This window comes from Pseudomonas sp. AC463, assembly GCF_979253585.1.
The window spans coordinates 296,972-316,147 of the sequence record NZ_CEEDDZ010000006.1 but is presented as its reverse complement, the minus strand read 5'-3'; the positions used below and the strand labels follow the sequence as shown (position 1 = coordinate 316,147).

General features: G+C 60.2%; 20 protein-coding genes. 9 read left to right on the top strand and 11 right to left on the bottom strand.

Annotation, left to right across the window (positions count from 1 at the left end):
* A partial coding sequence (locus AC0IYH_RS10220) for a TetR/AcrR family transcriptional regulator (protein WP_471834138.1) occupies window positions 1-617 on the top strand: 617 nt, incomplete at its 5' end.
* A gap of 57 nt (window positions 618-674) precedes the next feature.
* Here AC0IYH_RS10220 and AC0IYH_RS10215 read toward each other — a convergent pair.
* The 8 genes from AC0IYH_RS10215 to AC0IYH_RS10180 all read right to left on the bottom strand — a co-directional run bounded on the left by AC0IYH_RS10215 (window position 675) and on the right by AC0IYH_RS10180 (window position 7,938).
* The gene (locus AC0IYH_RS10215) at window positions 675-890 is read right to left on the bottom strand and encodes a TOBE domain-containing protein (RefSeq protein WP_003213899.1); all 216 of its coding nucleotides are present in this window, start codon (window positions 888-890) and stop codon (window positions 675-677) included.
* A 28-nt stretch (window positions 891-918) separates the two neighbouring features.
* Window positions 919-1,725: an aliphatic sulfonates ABC transporter ATP-binding protein gene (gene ssuB, locus AC0IYH_RS10210; RefSeq protein WP_116626896.1), complete on the bottom strand. Its 807-nt coding sequence runs from the start codon at window positions 1,723-1,725 to the stop codon at window positions 919-921.
* Entirely contained in the window at window positions 1,722-2,510 is a 789-nt protein-coding gene (ssuC, locus tag AC0IYH_RS10205) for an aliphatic sulfonate ABC transporter permease SsuC (protein WP_116626897.1), read from the bottom strand. The genes ssuB and ssuC overlap by 4 nt, the downstream gene beginning before the upstream one ends.
* An 8-nt stretch (window positions 2,511-2,518) precedes the next feature.
* A complete protein-coding gene (gene ssuD, locus AC0IYH_RS10200; protein WP_116626898.1) occupies window positions 2,519-3,667 on the bottom strand; it encodes an FMNH2-dependent alkanesulfonate monooxygenase in 1,149 nt (382 codons plus the stop codon).
* A 25-nt stretch (window positions 3,668-3,692) separates the two neighbouring features.
* Window positions 3,693-4,661 (bottom strand): sulfonate ABC transporter substrate-binding protein, encoded by a 969-nt coding sequence (locus tag AC0IYH_RS10195; protein ID WP_116626899.1) that lies wholly within the window; start codon window positions 4,659-4,661, stop codon window positions 3,693-3,695.
* Window positions 4,662-4,754: 93 nt separating this feature from the next.
* The gene (ssuE, locus tag AC0IYH_RS10190; protein WP_101273489.1) at window positions 4,755-5,348 is read right to left on the bottom strand and encodes an NADPH-dependent FMN reductase; all 594 of its coding nucleotides are present in this window, start codon (window positions 5,346-5,348) and stop codon (window positions 4,755-4,757) included.
* A gap of 289 nt (window positions 5,349-5,637) precedes the next feature.
* Window positions 5,638-6,282: a peroxiredoxin gene (locus AC0IYH_RS10185; protein WP_471834134.1), complete on the bottom strand. Its 645-nt coding sequence runs from the start codon at window positions 6,280-6,282 to the stop codon at window positions 5,638-5,640.
* Window positions 6,283-6,573: 291 nt separating this feature from the next.
* Entirely contained in the window at window positions 6,574-7,938 is a 1,365-nt protein-coding gene (locus AC0IYH_RS10180; RefSeq protein WP_471834132.1) for an OprD family porin, read from the bottom strand.
* A 370-nt stretch (window positions 7,939-8,308) separates the two neighbouring features.
* Here AC0IYH_RS10180 and tauA point away from each other — a divergent pair, with 370 nt between their 5' ends.
* Window positions 8,309-9,295 (top strand): taurine ABC transporter substrate-binding protein, encoded by a 987-nt coding sequence (gene tauA, locus AC0IYH_RS10175; protein ID WP_471834130.1) that lies wholly within the window; start codon window positions 8,309-8,311, stop codon window positions 9,293-9,295.
* Window positions 9,296-9,424: 129 nt separating this feature from the next.
* On the opposite strand, the gene argA is transcribed toward tauA, so the two are convergent.
* Entirely contained in the window at window positions 9,425-10,723 is a 1,299-nt protein-coding gene (gene argA / locus AC0IYH_RS10170; protein ID WP_116626902.1) for an amino-acid N-acetyltransferase, read from the bottom strand.
* Window positions 10,724-10,856: 133 nt separating this feature from the next.
* Window positions 10,857-12,005, bottom strand: coding sequence for an acetylornithine deacetylase (gene argE / locus AC0IYH_RS10165; protein WP_471834128.1), 1,149 nt, complete (start codon window positions 12,003-12,005; stop codon window positions 10,857-10,859).
* Between the two features lie 158 nt (window positions 12,006-12,163).
* Here argE and AC0IYH_RS10160 point away from each other — a divergent pair, with 158 nt between their 5' ends.
* Window positions 12,164-13,531, top strand: a complete 1,368-nt coding sequence (locus AC0IYH_RS10160; protein ID WP_471834126.1) for a CYTH domain-containing protein — start codon at window positions 12,164-12,166, stop codon at window positions 13,529-13,531.
* 124 nt (window positions 13,532-13,655) lie between these two features.
* Here the strand turns inward: AC0IYH_RS10160 and AC0IYH_RS10155 are convergent, their stop codons facing one another.
* On the bottom strand, window positions 13,656-14,126 hold the full coding sequence (locus AC0IYH_RS10155; protein WP_116626905.1) for an Lrp/AsnC family transcriptional regulator: 471 nt from the start codon (window positions 14,124-14,126) through the stop codon (window positions 13,656-13,658).
* A 127-nt stretch (window positions 14,127-14,253) separates the two neighbouring features.
* Here AC0IYH_RS10155 and AC0IYH_RS10150 point away from each other — a divergent pair, with 127 nt between their 5' ends.
* From AC0IYH_RS10150 to AC0IYH_RS10125, 6 genes are all read left to right on the top strand, one after another.
* Entirely contained in the window at window positions 14,254-14,592 is a 339-nt protein-coding gene (locus AC0IYH_RS10150; RefSeq protein ID WP_471834124.1) for a hypothetical protein, read from the top strand.
* Window positions 14,593-14,674: 82 nt separating this feature from the next.
* Complete coding sequence (locus tag AC0IYH_RS10145) at window positions 14,675-16,354, top strand: GspE/PulE family protein (protein WP_471834122.1); 1,680 nt, start codon at window positions 14,675-14,677, stop codon at window positions 16,352-16,354.
* Window positions 16,355-16,431: 77 nt separating this feature from the next.
* A complete protein-coding gene (locus AC0IYH_RS10140; protein WP_010564478.1) occupies window positions 16,432-17,352 on the top strand; it encodes an SPFH domain-containing protein in 921 nt (306 codons plus the stop codon).
* 10 nt (window positions 17,353-17,362) lie between these two features.
* Window positions 17,363-17,809 carry an NfeD family protein gene (locus tag AC0IYH_RS10135; RefSeq protein WP_116626908.1) on the top strand — a complete coding sequence of 149 codons (447 nt, stop codon included), beginning with the start codon at window positions 17,363-17,365 and terminating at the stop codon, window positions 17,807-17,809.
* Between the two features lie 69 nt (window positions 17,810-17,878).
* On the top strand, window positions 17,879-18,196 hold the full coding sequence (locus AC0IYH_RS10130; protein WP_116626909.1) for a DUF2388 domain-containing protein: 318 nt from the start codon (window positions 17,879-17,881) through the stop codon (window positions 18,194-18,196).
* Window positions 18,197-18,361: 165 nt separating this feature from the next.
* Window positions 18,362-19,027, top strand: a complete 666-nt coding sequence (locus AC0IYH_RS10125) for an outer membrane beta-barrel protein (RefSeq protein ID WP_116626910.1) — start codon at window positions 18,362-18,364, stop codon at window positions 19,025-19,027.
* Window positions 19,028-19,176 lie beyond the last annotated feature (149 nt).

Below are 19,176 nucleotides of genomic sequence, written 5' to 3'. Positions count from 1 at the left end.
CCGCCCCCCCTCGCAAACCCCGCGCCCGCAGCCAGGCCCGGATCGACGCGATCCTCGACGCCGCCCGCACCTTGCTGGCCGCCGAAGGCGTGGCCGGGTTGTCGATCTACAGCGTGGCCGAACGTGCGCAGATCCCACCGTCGTCGGTGTATCACTTCTTCGCCAGCGTGCCGGCGCTGCTGGAGGCGTTGACGGCCGATGTGCACGCCGCCTTCCGCGCGGCGATTCAGGCGCCCATCGAGCACGATTCACTCAAGCACTGGCGGGACCTGTCCTACATCGTTGAGCAGCGCATGCTCGCCATCTACGACCAGGACGCCGCCGCACGCCAGTTGATCCTGGCCCAGCATGGCCTCACCGAAGTGACCCAGGCGGATCGTCAACATGATCTGGAATTGGGGGATTTGATGCTCGCGGTATTCAACCGCCACTTCGAAGTGCCAAGCCTGCCCACGGACGTGGACGTGTTTGCCCTGGCGCTGGAATTGAGCGACCGCGTGTATGCGCGCTCGGTGCATCAGCATGGGCTGATTACGCCGCGCATGGCGGAGGAAGGGATGCGGGTGTTTGATGCGTATGTGGGGCTGTATCTGCCGGCGTACTTGCCCAAGCGGTAAGGGTGGCTGGGCGGGCCGTCATCGGGGGCAAGCCCCCGATGACGGCCTCAAGAGCAATCACAACTTGGCGATCGACACCTCAGTCGATTTCACAAACGCAATCACTTCACTGCCAATCACCAGCTCCAGCTCTTTGACCGAGCGGGTGGTGATTACCGACGTCACGATGCCGGAAGCAGTCTGCACGTCGATTTCCGACAGCACGTCGCCTTCGACGATTTCCTTGATGGTGCCTTTGAACTGGTTACGCACGTTGATGGCTTTAATAGTCATGTTGTTCTTCCTTCTTAGGACAAGTGAGTTATTGAGCCCAACGCAGTTGCGTAGGCAGCGGTGAAACAGGTTCGGGTTCCGGCGGGGTGCCGGGCAGCGACAGCACACGGTTGAGCACTTCGGTTTCCAGCGCGGCCAGGCGATGTGAGCCCCGCACGCGTGGGCGCGGCAGGTCGACGATCAGGTCGAGGCCGATTTCGCCGTCTTCGATCAAAATAACCCGGTCGGCAATCGCCACGGCTTCGCTGACGTCGTGGGTCACCAGCAATACGGTGAAGCCGTGCTTCTGCCAGAGGTTTTCGATCAGTTGCTGCATTTCGATACGGGTCAGGGCATCCAGCGCGCCCAAGGGCTCATCGAGCAGCAGCAGGCGCGGTTGGTGAATCAACGCGCGAGCCAGAGCCACACGTTGCTTCTGGCCACCGGACAACGCCGCCGGCCACTCATCCGCACGTTCGGCCAGGCCGACGGCTTCCAGGGCTTCCAGTGCCTTGGGGCGCCAGTTGCCCTTGAGGCCCAGCCCCACGTTGTCGATGATCTTTTTCCACGGCAGCAGGCGTGCTTCCTGGAACATCAACCGCGTGTCTTCAATCGCTTCGCTCAGTGGCGCGGAACCGGCCAGCAGCTCGCCGCCGCTGGCTTTATCGAGGCCGGCCAGCAGGCGCAGCAAGGTACTTTTGCCGCAACCGCTGCGACCGACCACGGCCACGAACTGGCCCGCCGGAATATGCAGGTCAATCTCTTTAAGCACTTCCCGTGCGCCAAAGGATTTGCGCAATTTGCGCACCGCCAGGGGGATGCCCTTGAGCAGGCGCGGAGGTTGTTGAGCGGTCATGCTGCACCTCCTTTATTCACTTGATACGCCGGGTGCCAGCGCAGCCATACACGCTCCAGGCCCCGCGCGGCCAGGTCGGCCAGCTTGCCGAGGATGGCGTACATGACGATGGCCAGGACCACCACGTCGGTTTGCAGGAATTCCCGCGCGTTCATCGCCAGGTAGCCAATGCCGGAGCTGGCGGAGATGGTTTCCGCCACGATCAGCGTCAGCCACATGAAGCCCAGGGCAAAACGCACGCCCACCAGGATCGACGGCAGCGCGCCCGGCAGGATCACTTGCCAGAACAGGCTGAAGCCGGACAGGCCGTAGCTGCGCGACATTTCCACCAGCGCCGGGTCGACGTTGCGGATGCCGTGGTAGGTGTTGAGGTAGATCGGGAACAGCGTGCCGAGGGCGACCAGGAAAATCTTCGCCGTCTCGTCAATGCCGAACCACAGGATCACCAGCGGAATCAGCGCCAGGTGCGGCACGTTGCGGATCATCTGCACCGAGCTGTCCAGCAGGCGTTCGCCCCATTTCGACAGGCCGGTGATAAAGCCCAGCGCCAGGCCGATGCTGCCGCCGATCACGAAGCCCAGGCCGGCACGCCAGCCGCTGATGGCCAGGTGGGTCCAGATTTCGCCGCTGGCAACCAAGTGAACCCCGGCTTCAATCACCGCGCTGGGCGCCGGCAGGATGCGCGTGGACAACCAGCCTGCCGACACCGACAACTGCCACACCGCCAACAACAGAATCGGCAGCACCCAGGGCGCTACGCGATGGCTCAATTTTTCATAATTCATAGGCTGCCTCAGCTCTGCGACGCAGCTTTGGGGAGGATGTCGTTGGCGACCATTTCGCCGAACGGGCTCACGTATCCAGCGCTTTTCGGCAGCTCGGGACGTTCGATATCCAGGTGCGGGAACAACAGCTCGGCGACGCGATACGACTCTTCCAGGTGTGGATACCCGGAGAAAATAAAGGTGTCGATGCCCAGCGCTGCATATTCCTTCACGCGCTCGGCCACGGTCGGGCCATCGCCCACCAGGGCTGTGCCGGCACCACCGCGCACCAGGCCGACGCCGGCCCAGAGGTTGGGGCTGACTTCGAGGTTGTCGCGATTGCCGCCATGCAGGGCCGCCATGCGTTGCTGGCCGACGGAATCAAAGCGCGCCAGGGAGGCCTGGGCACGGGCGATGGTGTCGTCGTCCAAGTGGGAGATGAGTTTGTCCGCGGCTTTCCAGGCTTCTTCGTTGGTTTCACGCACGATCACATGCAGGCGAATGCCGAAGCGCAGGGTGCGCCCAAGCTTCTCGGCCTTGGCCCGTACCTGTGCGATTTTCTCAGCGACAGCCGCCGGCGGCTCGCCCCAGGTCAGAACCATTTCCACCTGTTCGGCTGCCAGGTCCTGAGCTGCTTCGGAAGAACCGCCAAAGTACAGCGGCGGGCGTGGTTGCTGGATCGGCGGGTAGAGCAGCTTGGCGCCTTTGACGCTGATGTGCTCGCCGTCGTAGTCCACGGTTTCGCCTTCCAGCACGCGGCGCCAGATGCGGGTGAATTCCACCGAGGCCTGGTAGCGCTCTTCGTGGGTGAGGAACAAACCGTCGCCGGCCAATTCTTCCGGATCACCGCCGGTCACCAGGTTGAACAGCGCGCGGCCGCCGGACAGGCGATCGAGGGTCGCGGCCTGACGCGCAGCCACCGTCGGGGAAATGATCCCGGGCCGCAGTGCAACCAGGAATTTAAGACGCTGGGTCACCGGAATCAGCGAAGCGGCCACCAGCCACGAGTCTTCGCAGGAGCGCCCGGTGGGGATCAGCACCCCGCCAAAACCCAGGCGGTCAGCGGCCTGGGCCACTTGTTGCAGGTAACCGTGGTCAACGGCGCGAGCGCCTTCGGCGGTGCCAAGGTAATGGCCGTCGCCGTGGGTAGGCAGGAACCAGAAAATATTGAGGCTCATGGAGTTGTCTCCTGAAGAAGTCGGATTACGGCGCTTTGGCCACGGCGGCGGGTGGCGTCCAGATCACGTCCTTGATGTTCAAGGGTTTGGGGATCAATTTGAGTTGGTAAAAGGTGTCGGCGATTTTCTGCTGCGCGGCGACCACTGCCGGGGTCAGGAACAGCGCGCCGTAGCCCTGGCGTTTCACCGAGGTCAGGGTGATGTCAGCCGGCAGGCCGAGCAGCGGAGCGACTTGTTCAGTCACTTCCTGCGGGTTGGCCTTGGACCATTCGCCCACGGCGCGCACTTCTTCGATCAGCGCCTTGACCACTTCCGGGTGTTGCTCGGCATAAGGCTTGGTCGCCAGGTAGAACTGGTGGTTGTCGGCGATGCCGGTGCCGTCACGCAGGGTGCGCGCCTGCAGTTGTTTCTCGGCGGCGGCCTGGTACGGGTCCCATATCACCCAGGCGTCCACGCTGCCCCGCTCGAACGCGGCACGCGCGTCGGCGGGCGGCAGGAACACGGTTTGTACGTCGGTGTATTTGAGGCCGGCGTCTTCCAGGGCGCGCACCAGCAGGTAGTGCACGTTGGAGCCTTTGTTGAGCACGATTTTCTTGCCCTTGAGCTCGGCTACCGATTTGATCGGCGAGTCTTTCGGCACCAGGATCGCCTCACTGGTTGGCGCCGGAGGCTCGTAAGCCACGTAGAGCAAGTCGGCACCGGCAGCCTGGGCGAACACCGGCGGGGTTTCACCGGTGACGCCGAAGTCGATCGAGCCGACGTTCAGGCCTTCGAGCAACTGCGGGCCACCGGGGAACTCGGTCCATTGCACTTGCACGCCCTGGGCGGCCAGGCGTTTTTCCAGGGTGCCCTTGGCTTTGAGCAGCACCAGCGTGCCGTATTTCTGGTAACCGATCCGCAGGGTCTCGGCGGCTTGGGCTTGAACAATGGCGCCGAAGGACACAGCCGCAGCAAACAGTGCGACCAGACCACGACGCAAGATGACAGTGCGCATGGCGCTCTCTCCAAATATGCGATTAGGGTTTTGGCTGCACCTGCTTGGCCGTTGGCGGCTGAGTAAGGTGAGTGTTTCTTAAAGGGGTAAGACTTAAATGCTCCAGCGAGCAGTCAACAAACGGTCATTCAACACATGGGGGTCCAGCGGTTTCGGGCGTCGGGCCATGGCGCTGTAGAGCGTCTCCAGGGCCTCATGCAAACGGTGTTCGAGCACAGGCACCAACTGCGCCTGGGCACTGCCTTCGCCATAGGCGATCTGGCTGTCTTCGGCAAAAATGCCGTGGAGCAATTCCTGGGCCTTGAGTGCCGACAGCACCGGCTTCAAGGCGTAGTCCACCGCCAGCATGTGGGCGATGCTGCCGCCCGTGGCCATCGGCAACACGATCTTGTGGGCCAGGGCGCGTTCGGGCAGCAGGTCGAGCACGGTTTTCAGCGCGCCGGAGAACGACGCCTTGTACACCGGCGTGGCAATCACCAGGCCATCGGCGTTAGCCACCTGTTGCAGCAGGTCGATGACCTTGGGGCTATCGAAGCGCGCGTGCAGCAGGTCTTCAGCCGGGAAGTCCCGTATCTGATAACTCACCACTTCAACGCCTTTGTCTTGCAACCACTGACGGGTTTTATCCAGCAACACCCCGGAGCGGGAACGCTGGCTGGGACTGCCTCCAAGTGTTACGACCAACATGCAGGAATTCCTTGAGCTAGTGCCGGCGGTTCGCTGTGTGGCGATGGCGCCAAGATGGGACAGACCATATCAGCAGATTTATATATCTATAAATCTTATTTTTTCATTTGTTTATTCTTTAAATGCATATGAGAGATATGAATCGCCAGGCGAAAAAAAAGGCCGTAAAAACGGCCTGAAAACCCCTGCTTTGATTCTGCGGTGTATCTACCGGCGCTATCGGGGGCAAGCCCCCTCCCACAGGGGAACGCGGTCCACTGTGGGAGGGGGCTTGCCCCCGATGGCGGTGTCAGCCGTAGCGATTAGGCTGCGGGGTGAGCCGCAGGTATGGCTTCACCGCCCGATAGCCCTTCGGAAAGCGTTTCTTGATCTCTTCCTCGTCCTTGAGCGACGGCACAATTACCACTTCATCACCGTCCTGCCAGTTGGCGGGGGTGGCGACCTTGTGATTGTCGGTCAGCTGCAGCGAGTCGATAACCCGCAGGATTTCGTGGAAGTTACGCCCCGTGCTGGCCGGGTAGGTGATGGTCAGGCGAATCTTTTTGTTCGGATCGATCACGAACAGGGAACGCACGGTGAGGGTGTCACTGGCGTTCGGGTGGATCAGGTCGTAGAGGTCGGAGACCTTGCGGTCGGCATCGGCCAGGATCGGGAAGTTGACGATGGTGTTCTGGGTTTCGTTGATGTCTTCGATCCACTTGTGGTGCGAGTCCACCGGGTCCACCGACAGGGCGATGGCCTTGACACCGCGCTGGGCGAATTCGTCCTTGAGCTTGGCAGTGAAGCCCAACTCGGTGGTGCACACGGGGGTGAAGTCCGCCGGGTGGGAAAACAACACACCCCAGCTATCGCCCAGCCATTCGTGGAAACGAATCTTGCCGGCGCTGGAATCCTGTTCGAAGTCGGGGGCGATATCGCCCAGTCTTAGGCTCATGGTGTGGCTCCTGGTGAGTGCTTATGGAGCCCACTGTGCATGGATTGCGATTTTTTTAAAAAGAATAAATATCGATTTATCTAGACGATAAAGGAATATTAAAAATCTGTTCATTGGACGCCGGAACGGGCGAGGCGCACCATCGTTTCCAAGGTTCGAGAAGGCCTTGAGACGCTGTACAAAGAGGGGTTCAGGAAGGGCTTGCGGGGGTTTAGCCCGACTTGAAAGCAAGAACACCTTGCCCGGCGTTGCGCCGGGCAAGGTTTACAGTCTTACAACAGCTTCACGCTACTAGAACAGTGGCAGCGAGTAGCTGACGATCAGGCGGTTTTCGTCTTGATCGCGCACGCCAGCCAGGTCGGTACGCCACATAGCGTTTTTCCAGGCAACGCCGAGGTTTTTCAGCGGGCCTTCTGGAATCACGTAGGCAACGGTGATATCGCGTTCCCACTCGGATTGACCGGTGGTTTCTGCGCGTGCAGTGGTGTTGGCGATAGTGTCGATGTCGCTACCCTTGAGGTATACAACGCCGGCAGTCAGGCCAGGTACGCCAACTTTGGCGAAGTCGTAAGCGTAGCGAGCTTGCCAGGTACGCTCGCCGGCGCGGGCGAACTTCTGGATTTGCATGTCGGTAGTGATGTAAGCCGACGAACCGTCGCCCTGGTTCAACCAAGGGAAGTCGCTGCTGCCATTGCTGACCTGGTAACCACCACCAAAGGTGTGACCAGCGACGGTGTACAGGAACAGGCCGCTGTACAGGTTGTTGTCGACTTTGCCCTTACCTGCACGGAAACCGTTGTAGTTACCGGTGGTGTAATAGGCAGAATCGTGGCCATTGGCGCCGTCATCAGAGCTGTTGAAGTAACGCAGGTCAGACTTCAATACGCCTGGGCCGATCGACCAGTTGTGGGTCAGACCCAGGAAGTGCTGCTTGTAAAAATCTTCCAAGTTGCCGTAGTAGTACTGAGCAGTCAGGTCTTTGGTGAGTTTGTAGTCACCACCGGCATAGTAAAACTTGTTGCTGTCGCGGAAAGTCACGCCACGGGTGTTGGCACCGGCCAGCGACAGACTTTCGTTGTCGGTGGAGTTACGGCCCTTGGCTTTTTCGATCTGACCTGCAACCAGGGTCAAATCCTTGATGTCATTGGTAGTGATCTGACCACCTTGGAACGTTTGCGGCAGCAAACGACCATCGTTGGTCACGATAACTGGCAGCTTGGGCTGCAAAGTGCCCAGCTTCAGCTCGGTTTGAGAGATTTTCACCTTACCGGTCACGCCCAGGCTGGCGTAATCGTGGACAGCCTTGTTGCCATCGCTTGGGAACACGGTGCCGCCAGAAGCGGTGCCTGTGTAGTTACCGTGATCCGCACGGCTCGAATCCAAGCGCACGCCGTACAGGCCGATAGCATCAACACCAAACTGAACAGTACCCTGGGTGTAACCCGAGATGAAACGCAGGTCGAAGCCTTGGCCCCATTCGGCGTTTTTGCTGCGCGTGTTGGACGTGGCGTTCGGGTGACCGTCACGGTTATCAGTGTTGATGTAGAAGTTACGCAGGCCCAGTGTGGCCTTGCTGTCTTCGATGAAACCGGCAGCGCCTGCTTGCTGGGCGATTGCGCCCAAAGCTACAGCCAAAGCCAAGGTGGACTTCTTCATGTACCGCTCCTCTCATTTCTAATTTTTGTATTTCTTTGGTCTCGGGTCTGACGCCCTCGATCCACAGATGCGCGATTAGCACCGGATAGTGACTGACAAGTCAATCGTAACCTTGTGTGTCTACTACCTTCGTCTAATCACAGTTGATTTGGTCCCTGCAGGGTAATGAGTTTTTCATACACCCAAAAAGAATTATTTCATTCTTTTTCATACGATCCAGGAATAAGCCTTTTCATGACGCGGACCGGTCAGCGTAGACGAGCCGCCCCATAAGCTAATTCCTAAAGGGTATTTGTTAGAGCTTTTTTAGATCGATTAGTGTGGCCGTACAGCTTCATACGTCACCCACGATCAAAAAGGCGACGCCATCATGGCCAAAGGCACATCCTCCCGTCAATTTGTTACAGTTTTTGTGTCACTAATTCTTTCTTTTGGTGTCACAGCCGCCGATCTAACGATCGGGTACCAAACCGGCATCGATCCCAGCAAGGTTCCACAGGCCGATGGCCTCTATGAAAAAGCCATTGGCGAGAAGATTGCCTGGCGGCGGTTCAACAGTGGGCCAGAAGTCGTAACCGCAATTGCCTCGGGTGATGTGCAAATCGGCAACCTCGGTTCCAGCCCCCTCGCCGCAGCAGCTTCGCGCAATCTGCCTATCGTCGCGTTTATCGTATCGGCGCAGATCAACAGTTCTGAAGCCTTGGTGGTGCGCAATGGCAGCGGCATCGACAAACCCGAGGACCTGGTGGGCAAAACCATCGCCACGCCGTTTGTATCAACCTCTCATTACAGCCTGCTCGGCGCACTCAAGCACTGGGGGCTGGACAGCAAGAAAGTCAAAGTGGTGAACCTGCAACCGGCCGAAATTGCCGCCGCATGGAAACGCGGCGATATCGACGGCGCGTTCGTGTGGTCACCGGCGCTGGGGGAGATCCGCAAGACCGGCAAGACCCTGACAGACGCGGCCCAGGTGGGCCAGTGGGGAGCGCCGACCTTCGAAGTGTGGGTGGCGCGCAAGGACTTCGCCGAAAAACATCCTGACGTAGTGGCCAAGTTTGCCAAGGTCACCCTGGACTCGTTTGCTGACTATGCGGCCCACAAAGACCGCTGGACGGTGGACTCCGAGCCGGTGCAGAAAATCGCCAAATTGACAGGTTCGAATGCGGCGGACATTCCCGAACTGCTGGCCGGCACCACCTTCCCGGATGCGCAGGCGCAGCAAACCGACGCGCTGCTCAAGGGCGGCACGGCGAAGGCGATTGGGGAAACGGCGAAGTTTTTGAAGGAACAGGGCAAGGTTGAAAATGTGCTGCCGGACTATTCGGCATTCGTAACCGACAAATTCATCAAAGACTAAACACAATCAAATGTGGGAGGGGGCTTGCCCCCGATAGCGGTGAGTCAGCTCAAAAATGAGTAACTGACAGACCGCAATCGGGGGCAAGCCCCCTCCCACACTTGGATCTCCAGCATTCGCAGAGAGGGGTTAAAGCGCCTTCTCAAAAATCTTCGAATTACGCTGATAGTTGTACAGCGAAGCCCGCGCCGAGGGCAGCCGGTCCACGCTGCTCGGCACAAAGCCGCGCTCACGGAACCAATGGGCAGTACGCGTGGTGAGCACGAACAACGTCTTCAAACCCTGCGCCCGGGCACGAGTCTCGATGCGTTCCAGCAACACATCACCGCGCGCACCGTGGCGGTATTCCGGGTTCACCGCCAGGCACGCCAGCTCACCTGCGTCCGAATCGGCGATCTGATACAGCGCCGCACAGGCGATGATCATGCCTTCGCGCTCCACCACGCTGAACTGCTCAATCTCGCGTTCCAGTACTTCCCGCGAGCGGCGCACCAGGATGCCCTGCTCTTCCAGCGGGCTGATCAAATCCAGCAAACCGCCGACGTCTTCAATCGCTGCTTCACGCACCAGCTCGAATTGCTCTTGGGCCACCAGCGTACCGCCGCCGTCCCGGGTGAACAGTTCGGTGAGCAAGGCGCCGTCTTCGGCGTAGCTGACGATATGGCTGCGCCCTACCCCACCCCGGCAGGCCTCGGCCGCCGCATCGAGCAGTTCGGCCTGGTAGTTATTGCCCAGGCGCTGCAGGTGCGCCGGCACTTGTTGTGGACGCAGTTCGCGCACCAGGCGACCATTTTCATCGATCAAGCCAAGGTCGGCGCCAAACAGCAGCAACTTGTCGGCCCCCAGGTCGATGGCGGCGCGGGTCGCGACGTCTTCGCAGGCCAGGTTGAAGATCTCACCGGTCGGCGAATAGCCCAGCGGCGACAGCAGCACGATCGAGCGCTCGTCGAGCAGGCGATTGATACCCTTGCGGTCGACCCGGCGCACTTCGCCGGTGTGGTGGTAATCCACGCCTTCCAATACGCCGATAGGACGTGCAGTCACGAAATTGCCGCTGGTCACCCGCAGCCGCGAGCCCTGCATCGGCGACGAGGCCATGTCCATCGACAGGCGCGCTTCGATGGCGATACGCAAGTGGCCGACCGCGTCGATCACACACTCCAGCGTCGCGGCATCCGTGATGCGCATGCCTTCGTGGTAAGTCGGGGTCAGGCCGCGTGCTTCAAGGCGCACCTCGATCTGTGGGCGCGAACCGTGCACCAGCACCAGCCGCACGCCGAGGCTATGGAGCAGCACCAGGTCGTGGACGATATTGCCGAAGTTGGGATGTTCCACACCGTCGCCGGGCAGCATGACCACAAAGGTGCAGTCGCGGTGGGCGTTGATGTAGGGCGAAGCATGACGAAGCCAATTGACGTATTCGGGCATAACACCTGGGCCTGTAATAAAAAGCAGCCGAAAAAGGATGAATCGTGAAAACGCACAGCGGGCTGATGGTTATCGTCGGAACAGGCTTGGCGACACGCTCGCTCTCCTTATGTACGAATGGACGGAGGTTAATTTATGCAGGTTTGAGGCAGTAATGCCCGATCAACTCACGCAATAGATGCACTGTAGGCGTCAAGCGTGACATTTCGAGGTACTCGCCCGGCTGGTGGGCGCAGGCGATATCGCCAGGGCCCAGCACCAGGGTTTCACAACCAAGGCGCTGAAGATAAGGCGCTTCGGTGCCGAACGCTACTGCTTCGGCACGATGGCCGGTCAAACGTTCCGCAACACGCACCAACTCGGCGTCTTCCGGTTGCTCGAACGGCGGTACTTCGGGGAACAGCGGCGCGTAGTCGATCTTCACCTGATGGCGCTCGGCCAGGGGCTCAAGCTTTTGCCGGATGGCCGCACGCAGCACCTCGGGGTCCATGCCGGGCAAGGGGCGCAGGTCGAACTCCAGGGAGCACTGGCCGCAAATGCGGTTGGGGTTGTCGCCGCCATGGATACAGCCGAAGTTCATGGTCGGTTGCGGCACGCTGAATTGCGGGTTGCGGTACTCACGTTGCCACGCCAGGCGCAGGCCACGCAGTTCGCCGATGGCGTCGTGCATGGCTTCAAGCGCGCTGTGGCCCAGGCTTGGGTCCGACGAATGGCCGCTGCGGCCGAGAATATCGATGCGCTCCATCATCACGCCTTTGTGCAGGCGGATCGGCTTGAGCCCGGTCGGCTCGCCGATCACCGCCGCGCGCCCCAAGGGTCGGCCCGCTTCGGCCAGCGCGCGGGCACCGGACATCGAGCTTTCTTCATCGCAGGTGGCGAGAATCAGCAGCGGCTGCTTGAACGGCTGATCCAGCAGTGGCAGCACGGCTTCAATCGCCAGGGCAAAAAAGCCCTTCATGTCGCAGCTGCCCAGTCCTACCCAACGGCCATCAACTTCCGTCAGCTTGAGCGGATCGGTCTTCCACAACGCCGCGTCGTAGGGAACCGTGTCGCTGTGCCCGGCCAGCACCAGGCCGCCGGGGCCACTGCCGAAGCTGGCCAGCAGGTTGAACTTGCCGGGGCTGACTTGCTGGATATCGATGGTAAACCCCAGATCGCCCAGCCAAGCGGCGAGCAAATCGATCACCGGGCGGTTGGTCTGGTCGAGAGACGCTTGGGTGCAACTGACCGACGGCGCGGCAATCAGCGCGGCGAACTGCTCTTTCATGGTGGGTAACGGCATGCGCGGTCTCTCAACTTCCCGGATGAGCCCCACTATAGAGCCATCTGCACGACACAATAAACCGTTGCGGCACGTTGCCGGGCTCAGTCCTGTACACTGCACGGCCTTGGCAGCCACTCTTTTCCCCGGCTGCGCTCCCGATCCTGGATTTTCCGGCCATGCAGAAAGAAACCGAAATCAAGCTCCGCGTCAGCCGCGAAACACTCGCCGCGCTGCGTGAGCACCCGCTACTGAAAAAACGCAACAAAAGTGGCTGGGAACGCCGTGAGTTGATGAACCAGTATTTCGACACCCCCGAGCGCGACCTGGCCCAGGCCAAGGTTGCCCTGCGTTTGCGCAAGGACGGTGATGAAATCATCCAGACCCTCAAGACCCGTGGCCAAAGCGTCGCCGGCTTGTCGGAACGCAACGAGTACAACTGGGACCTGCCCAAAGCCAAGCTCGACGTGAAGAAACTCGACGGCGAGTGCTGGCCCGAGCAACTGGCCGAGCTGGACAAAAAGACCCTCAAGCCGATTTTCACCACCGACTTCGTGCGCGAGCGCGCCGAAATCGCCTGGGGCCGTGGCAAGGCCAAAGTCGTGATCGAAGCCGCCCTGGACCTGGGCCACGTGGTGGTCGGCAAGCAGAAAGAAGAAATCTGCGAGCTGGAACTGGAACTGCGCGAAGGTGAACCGGCCGCCCTGCTGGAACTGGCCGCTGAACTGGCCGCCACCCTGGCCCTGATGCCGTGTGACATCAGCAAGGCCGAGCGCGGCTACCGCCTGTACGACGCCAGCAGCTACTCGCTGAGCCTGCCGGCGCCGCAGATCCACGCCGAAATGCCGCTGGACGACGCCTTCGCCGCGATCATGTGGCACCTGCTGGGCAGCAGCCAGCGCCTGGCCGAGCAATACCGTTTCAATGGCCACTGGCGCCTGCTGCAGGACTGGGTCGACAACCTCGGTGAACTGCGCGCCCTGATCGGCAGCCTCGGCCAGGCCGCGCCGCGTCAATCCACCAGCGAACTGCGCAGCGCACTCGATGCCCTGCTCGAAGACTGGCGCCCACTGGTGCAGGCCGGTGACGACGATGAAGACATTCGCAAAGCCGCGCCGGAGCAGTTCATTGAAGAATTGGACGACGTGCGTTGGGGCCTGTTCTCACTGAACCTGTCGCGCTGGCTGCTGGCCCGCACCTGGACCGCCGACCGCAACGTGCGTGGCAACCGCCAGGGCGCTGCGCAAATCACCAACTGGCTGCCGCGCCTGCTGGCCGACGATGCCGTCGCCCTGCAACTGCCGCGCTACCAGCAGCAACCGGAAGACCTCGCCGAGCAACTGCCGCGCATCGAGCGCATCCAGGCCTGGCTGCACCATGCGCGTCACGTGGTCGACATCCCGGAAATGGACCGCCTGTACGGCGAGCTGAACAAGTTGGTGCAACTGGCCAACCAACTGATCACCGATGAATCGCTGGATGCGCGTATGCATCAGGCGATTGCGGTGTATCAGAATCGGGCGTGGAAGACTTTGCTGCGTCTGTAAGATCGCCATCGGGGGCAAGTCGAATCGTCGCACCGCCCCTCCCACATTGGATTGGGTTCACAACTTTCTGTTTGTGAATACACTCAGTGTGGGAGGGGGCTTGCCCCCGATAGGGCCCTCCCTGTCAGCGCAACACCGGCAGGCTGGTGGTGGACTTGATCTCCGACAACGCCACAATCGAATTCACCTCCTGAATCCCCGGCACCATCGACAGCTTGTCGAAGAAAAACCGCTCATACGCCTCGATATCCGACGCCACGATTCGCAACAAAAAATCCACCGCCCCCATCAGCACATAACACTCCAGCACCTCCGGAAAGCCGCGAATCGCCTCGGTGAACTCCGTGAAGTTGGATCGGCCGTGAGCGTTGAGTTTCACCTCGGCAAAAATCTGCGTGTTGAGACCGATTTTCTTGCGATCCAGCAAGGTGACCTGAGCGCGTATCACGCCTTCGTCCTTGAGCCGCTGGATACGCCGCCAGCACGGCGATTGGGACAGGCCGACCTGCTCGGCGATCTGCGCGCTGGAGAGCGAGGCGTCCTCTTGCAGGAGGGCCAGAATGCGGCGGTCGTAGGCGTCCAATTCGCTATGCATAGAATTACCTGTATTTGTGCTTATCTTGAATTGAATTGGTTTATTTAACGCCAATAGCGCCAATCTTAGATAAGAAATCTCCCATAACCCATGTGAAAATTTCTCCAGTCGAACCTGGAGAGTCAGCATGTACGCCGTCGAAACCACCCACCCTGCTACCCGCGTCGATGCCTGGGCCGTCAACAGCGCCCATTGCCGCGCGCATTATCAGATCGTCGCCGAAGCCGAACCCGACGTGCTGTGCCGGGTACTCAACTACTTTGCCTTGCAGTTCCTCACGCCCAGCCAGGTAACGGTGAACCGTGAAAACGACCTGCTAAGCATCGACATCCTGATGGAGGGCCTGAGCTGGCACCGCGCGCAGGTGATCGGTGAAAAGATTCGAAACCTGATCAGCGTGTGCACGCTGGAGGTGCGCCCGGCTGATTCCATGGGGCTTGCAGCGCCGGCTGCGGCGGCTGGGTAAAAGCCTGCAATACTCGCCGGCGCGCAGTTTTCTGAAGCCTGGCTAGCCTGGAATTTACCGCCGATATCTCCAGGAAACCTGCATGCCCGCTGATCAACGATTGGAACTGCCCGCGCTGTTGCCGGCCTTGCTTGAAGAAGGGCTGATCACGCCCGACGTTGCCCAGCGTCTTTCAGCACTACCGGCAGACCCTGCCCGGCACCCGCTGGAGCGCATCGCGGCCGAAGGCGTTTGCCTGGAAACCCTGACGCAGTGGCTGGCCCGGCATGCCGGCCAACCCTACCTGCGTATCGACCCGCTGAAGATCGATGCGGCGGCGCTGGTGCCTCTCATGTCCTACGCGTTCGCCCAGCGCCACCTTATCCTTGCAGTGGCCGTTGACGCACAAACCGTCACCATCGCCAGCGCCCAGCCCCTCGTCACCGGTTGGGAAGCCGGGCTCGCGCAGGTGCTCAAGCGTACGATCAGGCGGGTGGTCGCCAACCCCCAGGACATTGCGCGCTGTATCGGCGAGTTCTACCGGTTGGCAAAGTCCGTCAGCGGCGCTGATCAAAAGGTCGTGGCGCAGGCTACGGTCGAATGGCTCAACCTCGGCGCCAGCGATCAGGAGCCGGATGCCAACGATGCGCATATCGTCAATATCGTCGACTGGCTGTTGCAATACGCCTTCAGCCAACGCGCCAGTGATATCCATATCGAACCGGGCCGCGAGCAGGGCCGTATGCGTTTTCGCATTGATGGCCTGCTGCACGACGTGTATCAGTTTCCACCCCAGGTCACGATGGCGGTGGTCAGCCGCCTGAAAAGCCTGGGCCGTATGAACGTCGCAGAAAAACGCAAACCCCAGGACGGCAGGGTCAAGACCAAGAGCCCCACAGGCGCGGAAGTGGAGCTGCGGCTTTCAACCTTACCCACCGCCTTTGGCGAAAAACTGGTGATGCGGATTTTCGACCCGCAGGTACTGCTCAAGGGGTTTGACCAGCTGGGTTTGTCCAGCGAAGACCAGCAACGCTGGCACGCCATGACCTGCCAAACCAATGGGATCATCCTGGTCACCGGGCCCACCGGCTCGGGCAAGACCAGCACCCTTTACACCACGCTCAAGCAACTGGCGACCCGGGAGGTCAACCTGTGCACCGTGGAAGACCCGATCGAAATGGTCGAGCCGGCGTTCAACCAGATGCAGGTGCAACACAATATCGACCTGACCTTCGCCAGCGGCATCCGCGCCCTGCTGCGCCAGGACCCGGACATCATCATGATCGGTGAGATCCGCGACCAGGAAACCGCTGAAATGGCGATCCAGGCCGCCCTGACCGGGCACCTGGTGCTGTCGACCCTGCACACCAACGACGCACCCGGCGCGATCAGCCGCCTGCATGAGTTGGGTATTGAGCATTACTTGATCAAAGCCACGTTGCTGGGCGTGATGGCGCAGCGCTTGGTGAGGCTGTTATGCCCGCACTGCAAGCGCGTAGCGGGTGACGCCCATGAGGCCATTGGCTGCGTGGAGTGCCGGGGCAGCGGTTACCGCGGGCGCGCCGGGGTCTACGAGATCATGGTAATGAACGAAGACCTCAAGGCGCTGATCACGCCCAGTGCCGATATACAGACCCTGCGCCAAGCGGCCATCGGCCAGGGCATGTCCAGCCTGCGCATGGCCGGCCTGCACAAAGTAAAAGCGGGCCTGACCACGCTGGCGGAAGTGCTGAGGGTGACGCCTGGGGATTCGGTAACAAATCCTTTTGTTGTTGCAGGCTGAAATCGTTCTTATCGGTGACAACACCGTTACAATCGGCGGCATGTCTTTTCACTGACATCATCAGATAAGGAATCGCTATGCAGATCGGAACCGTACTGCTTCTTTTTGTGGGCTTGGCCATCGCCATCCTGTTCATGGGCTTCAAGGTCGTACCCCAAGGCTACCAGTGGACCGTCGAACGCTTTGGCCGCTACACCAACACCCTCAAGCCTGGCCTGAACATCATCATCCCGGTCATGGACCGCATCGGTCGCAAGATCAACGTAATGGAAAGCGTGCTGGATATCCCGCCGCAGGAAGTGATCACCGCCGACAACGCCACCGTGCAGATCGATGCCGTGTGCTTCTTCCAGGTAGTCAATACCGCCCAGGCCGCCTACGAGGTCAACAACCTCGAACACGCCATTCGCAACTTGCTGCAAACCAATATCCGTACCGTACTCGGCTCCATGGAGCTGGACGCCATGCTCAGCCAGCGTGACGGCATCAACGAAAAACTCCTGAAAACCGTAGACGAAGCCACGGCGCCGTGGGGGATTAAGATCACCCGTATCGAGATCAAGGACATCAGCCCGCCCGCCGACCTGATGGCGGCCATGTCGGGCCAGATGAAAGCCGAACGGATCAAGCGTGCGCAAATCCTTGAAGCCGAAGGCCTGCGAGCGTCAGCGATCCTGACGGCCGAGGGCAAGAAGCAGGCGCAAATCCTCGAAGCCGAGGGTAGCCGCCAGGCGGCCTTCCTTGAGTCCGAAGCCCGCGAACGTCAGGCCGAAGCTGAAGCCCGCGCCACCCAGGTAGTGTCGGAGGCAATTGCCTCGGGCAACGTGCAGGCGGTCAACTACTTCGTCGCGCAAAAATACATCGACGCCCTCGGCAAGCTGGCTTCGGCCAACAACAGCAAGGTCATCCTGATGCCGCTCGAAGCCAGCCAGGTAATTGGTGCGGTCGGCGGTATCGGCGAGATCGTCAAGGCAACGTTCGACAGCAAGAAAGGCTGAGGCCAACGCCATGTGGGATTTCCTGCAGCATTTGTCATTCTGGGATTGGCTGGCACTGGGCACGGTGCTGCTGATACTTGAGGTATTCGGCGCAGGCGGTTACCTGCTGTGGATGGGCATCGCAGCGGCCGCCGTGGGCGTAATCAAGTTTCTGGTGCCGCCGTTGGGGTTGGAATGGCAGCTGCTGCTGTTTGCCGTGTTGTCGATACTGACAGCGGTGTACTGGTGGAAACGTCAGCGCAGCAGTGCCAAAGCCAGTGACCAGCCCGGGCTGAACGAACGCGGCTCGGAGCTGGTCGGCCGCACCTTCGTGGTGCACCAGGCGATTGTGGATGGCCGGGGTAAGGTCAAGGTCGGTGATGGCGTATGGATGGTCACCGGCCCCGACAGCCCCGTAGGCGCGCAAGTAAAGGTGATTGGACAGGTGGGAGTAATCCTGAAGGTTGAAACTGTTTAGTCAGCGAGGGAACTCGGCTGGGCTAACTACAATCATAAAGTACAGATAACCCACCCGGAGTCACCCATCATGCGTCTTAAATATGCTGTCGCAACCCTTGCTGTGCTTTCCCTCCCTGTCGGTTCAGCGATGGCCGACAGCTTCTGGCGCAATGTCATCTCGTCGGGCGCCACTACCGGCTCGACGTACCTGACGTTCAAGGACCACAAGCTGGTAGTGGCCGCTCAAGACGACGCCGGCAGCTTTGTTGCCAGCGACGGCGGCATCCGCGGCCCGTACCTGGAAGCCGCGATGCAGAAGGTCCGCGCCGATAACCCTGGCCTGCAAGCCACGGATATGGAACTGGCTAACGCCATCCTGGCGAAAAACGCTGTCGCTTCCGAGTAACACTGCCTGATAAAAAAACCGCTCTTAGGGAGCGGTTTTTTTTGCGCTGTTTTCCCAAAACACGAAGGCAAGGGCTGATGAGCGAATAGGAAAACTCCTCTCGATCATGCCATGCGCTGGACACCAATCTATCGATTCCTTACGCCACCCAGTGAATCGAGAACCATGGGAAAACTACCTGCCGTCCTGCTCCTTGTCGCCATCGCCGCACCTTATGCCCAAGCAGAAGGTTGGTACGGCTCGGCCAAGCTCAACAGCGCCCGCCAGAATCTCTCCAGCTCACTGTTGACCAGCCCACGCGTTACCCACCAAGTAGAGGCACCTGACAGCAATAAAGCTTTCACGGGCTCGTTCGCCGCAGGGTATGCCTTCACCAATGGCTGGCGCCTGGAGGGCGAGTACACCACCCCCAACAGCTCGAACTTCGACTCGTATTGGGCCCCGTTCAACCCCAACATCAACCGCTTCAAGGTCGATAGCCAACGCCTGATGCTCAATGGTTACAAAAATATCCCGATCAATGATTGGCTGTCGTTCTACGGCATGGCCGGCGTGGGTGTGGCGCAAATTGATTCCGAGGGTTACCAGGGCAATACCAACCGGCGCTTCGCCAGCAACCGCCAATACAATTTCGCCTATAGCGTGGGCCTGGGCCTGGATGCCAAAGTCAGCGAACGCCTCACCGTGGGCGCAGGCTGGCGATATGTGGACATGGGCGACGTGACAACCGGTTACAACACCTTCGTCAACCGTGCCAACGCCCAGGACGAGCAGCTTAAGGGCAAGCTCAAGGAGCAGAATGTGTTTTTAGAAGCCCGCCTGTCCTTCTGACACACCGTTAAAATGCCGCTGATACAGCGGCATTTTTTTGCCTGCAACATGACGATTCGTTCACGCACGACAGGCTATATTCAGTCGAGCCATGCAACCATGCCGGTACTGCTACCTCGCCTACTCATTGCCAACCTGAAACGGATGCC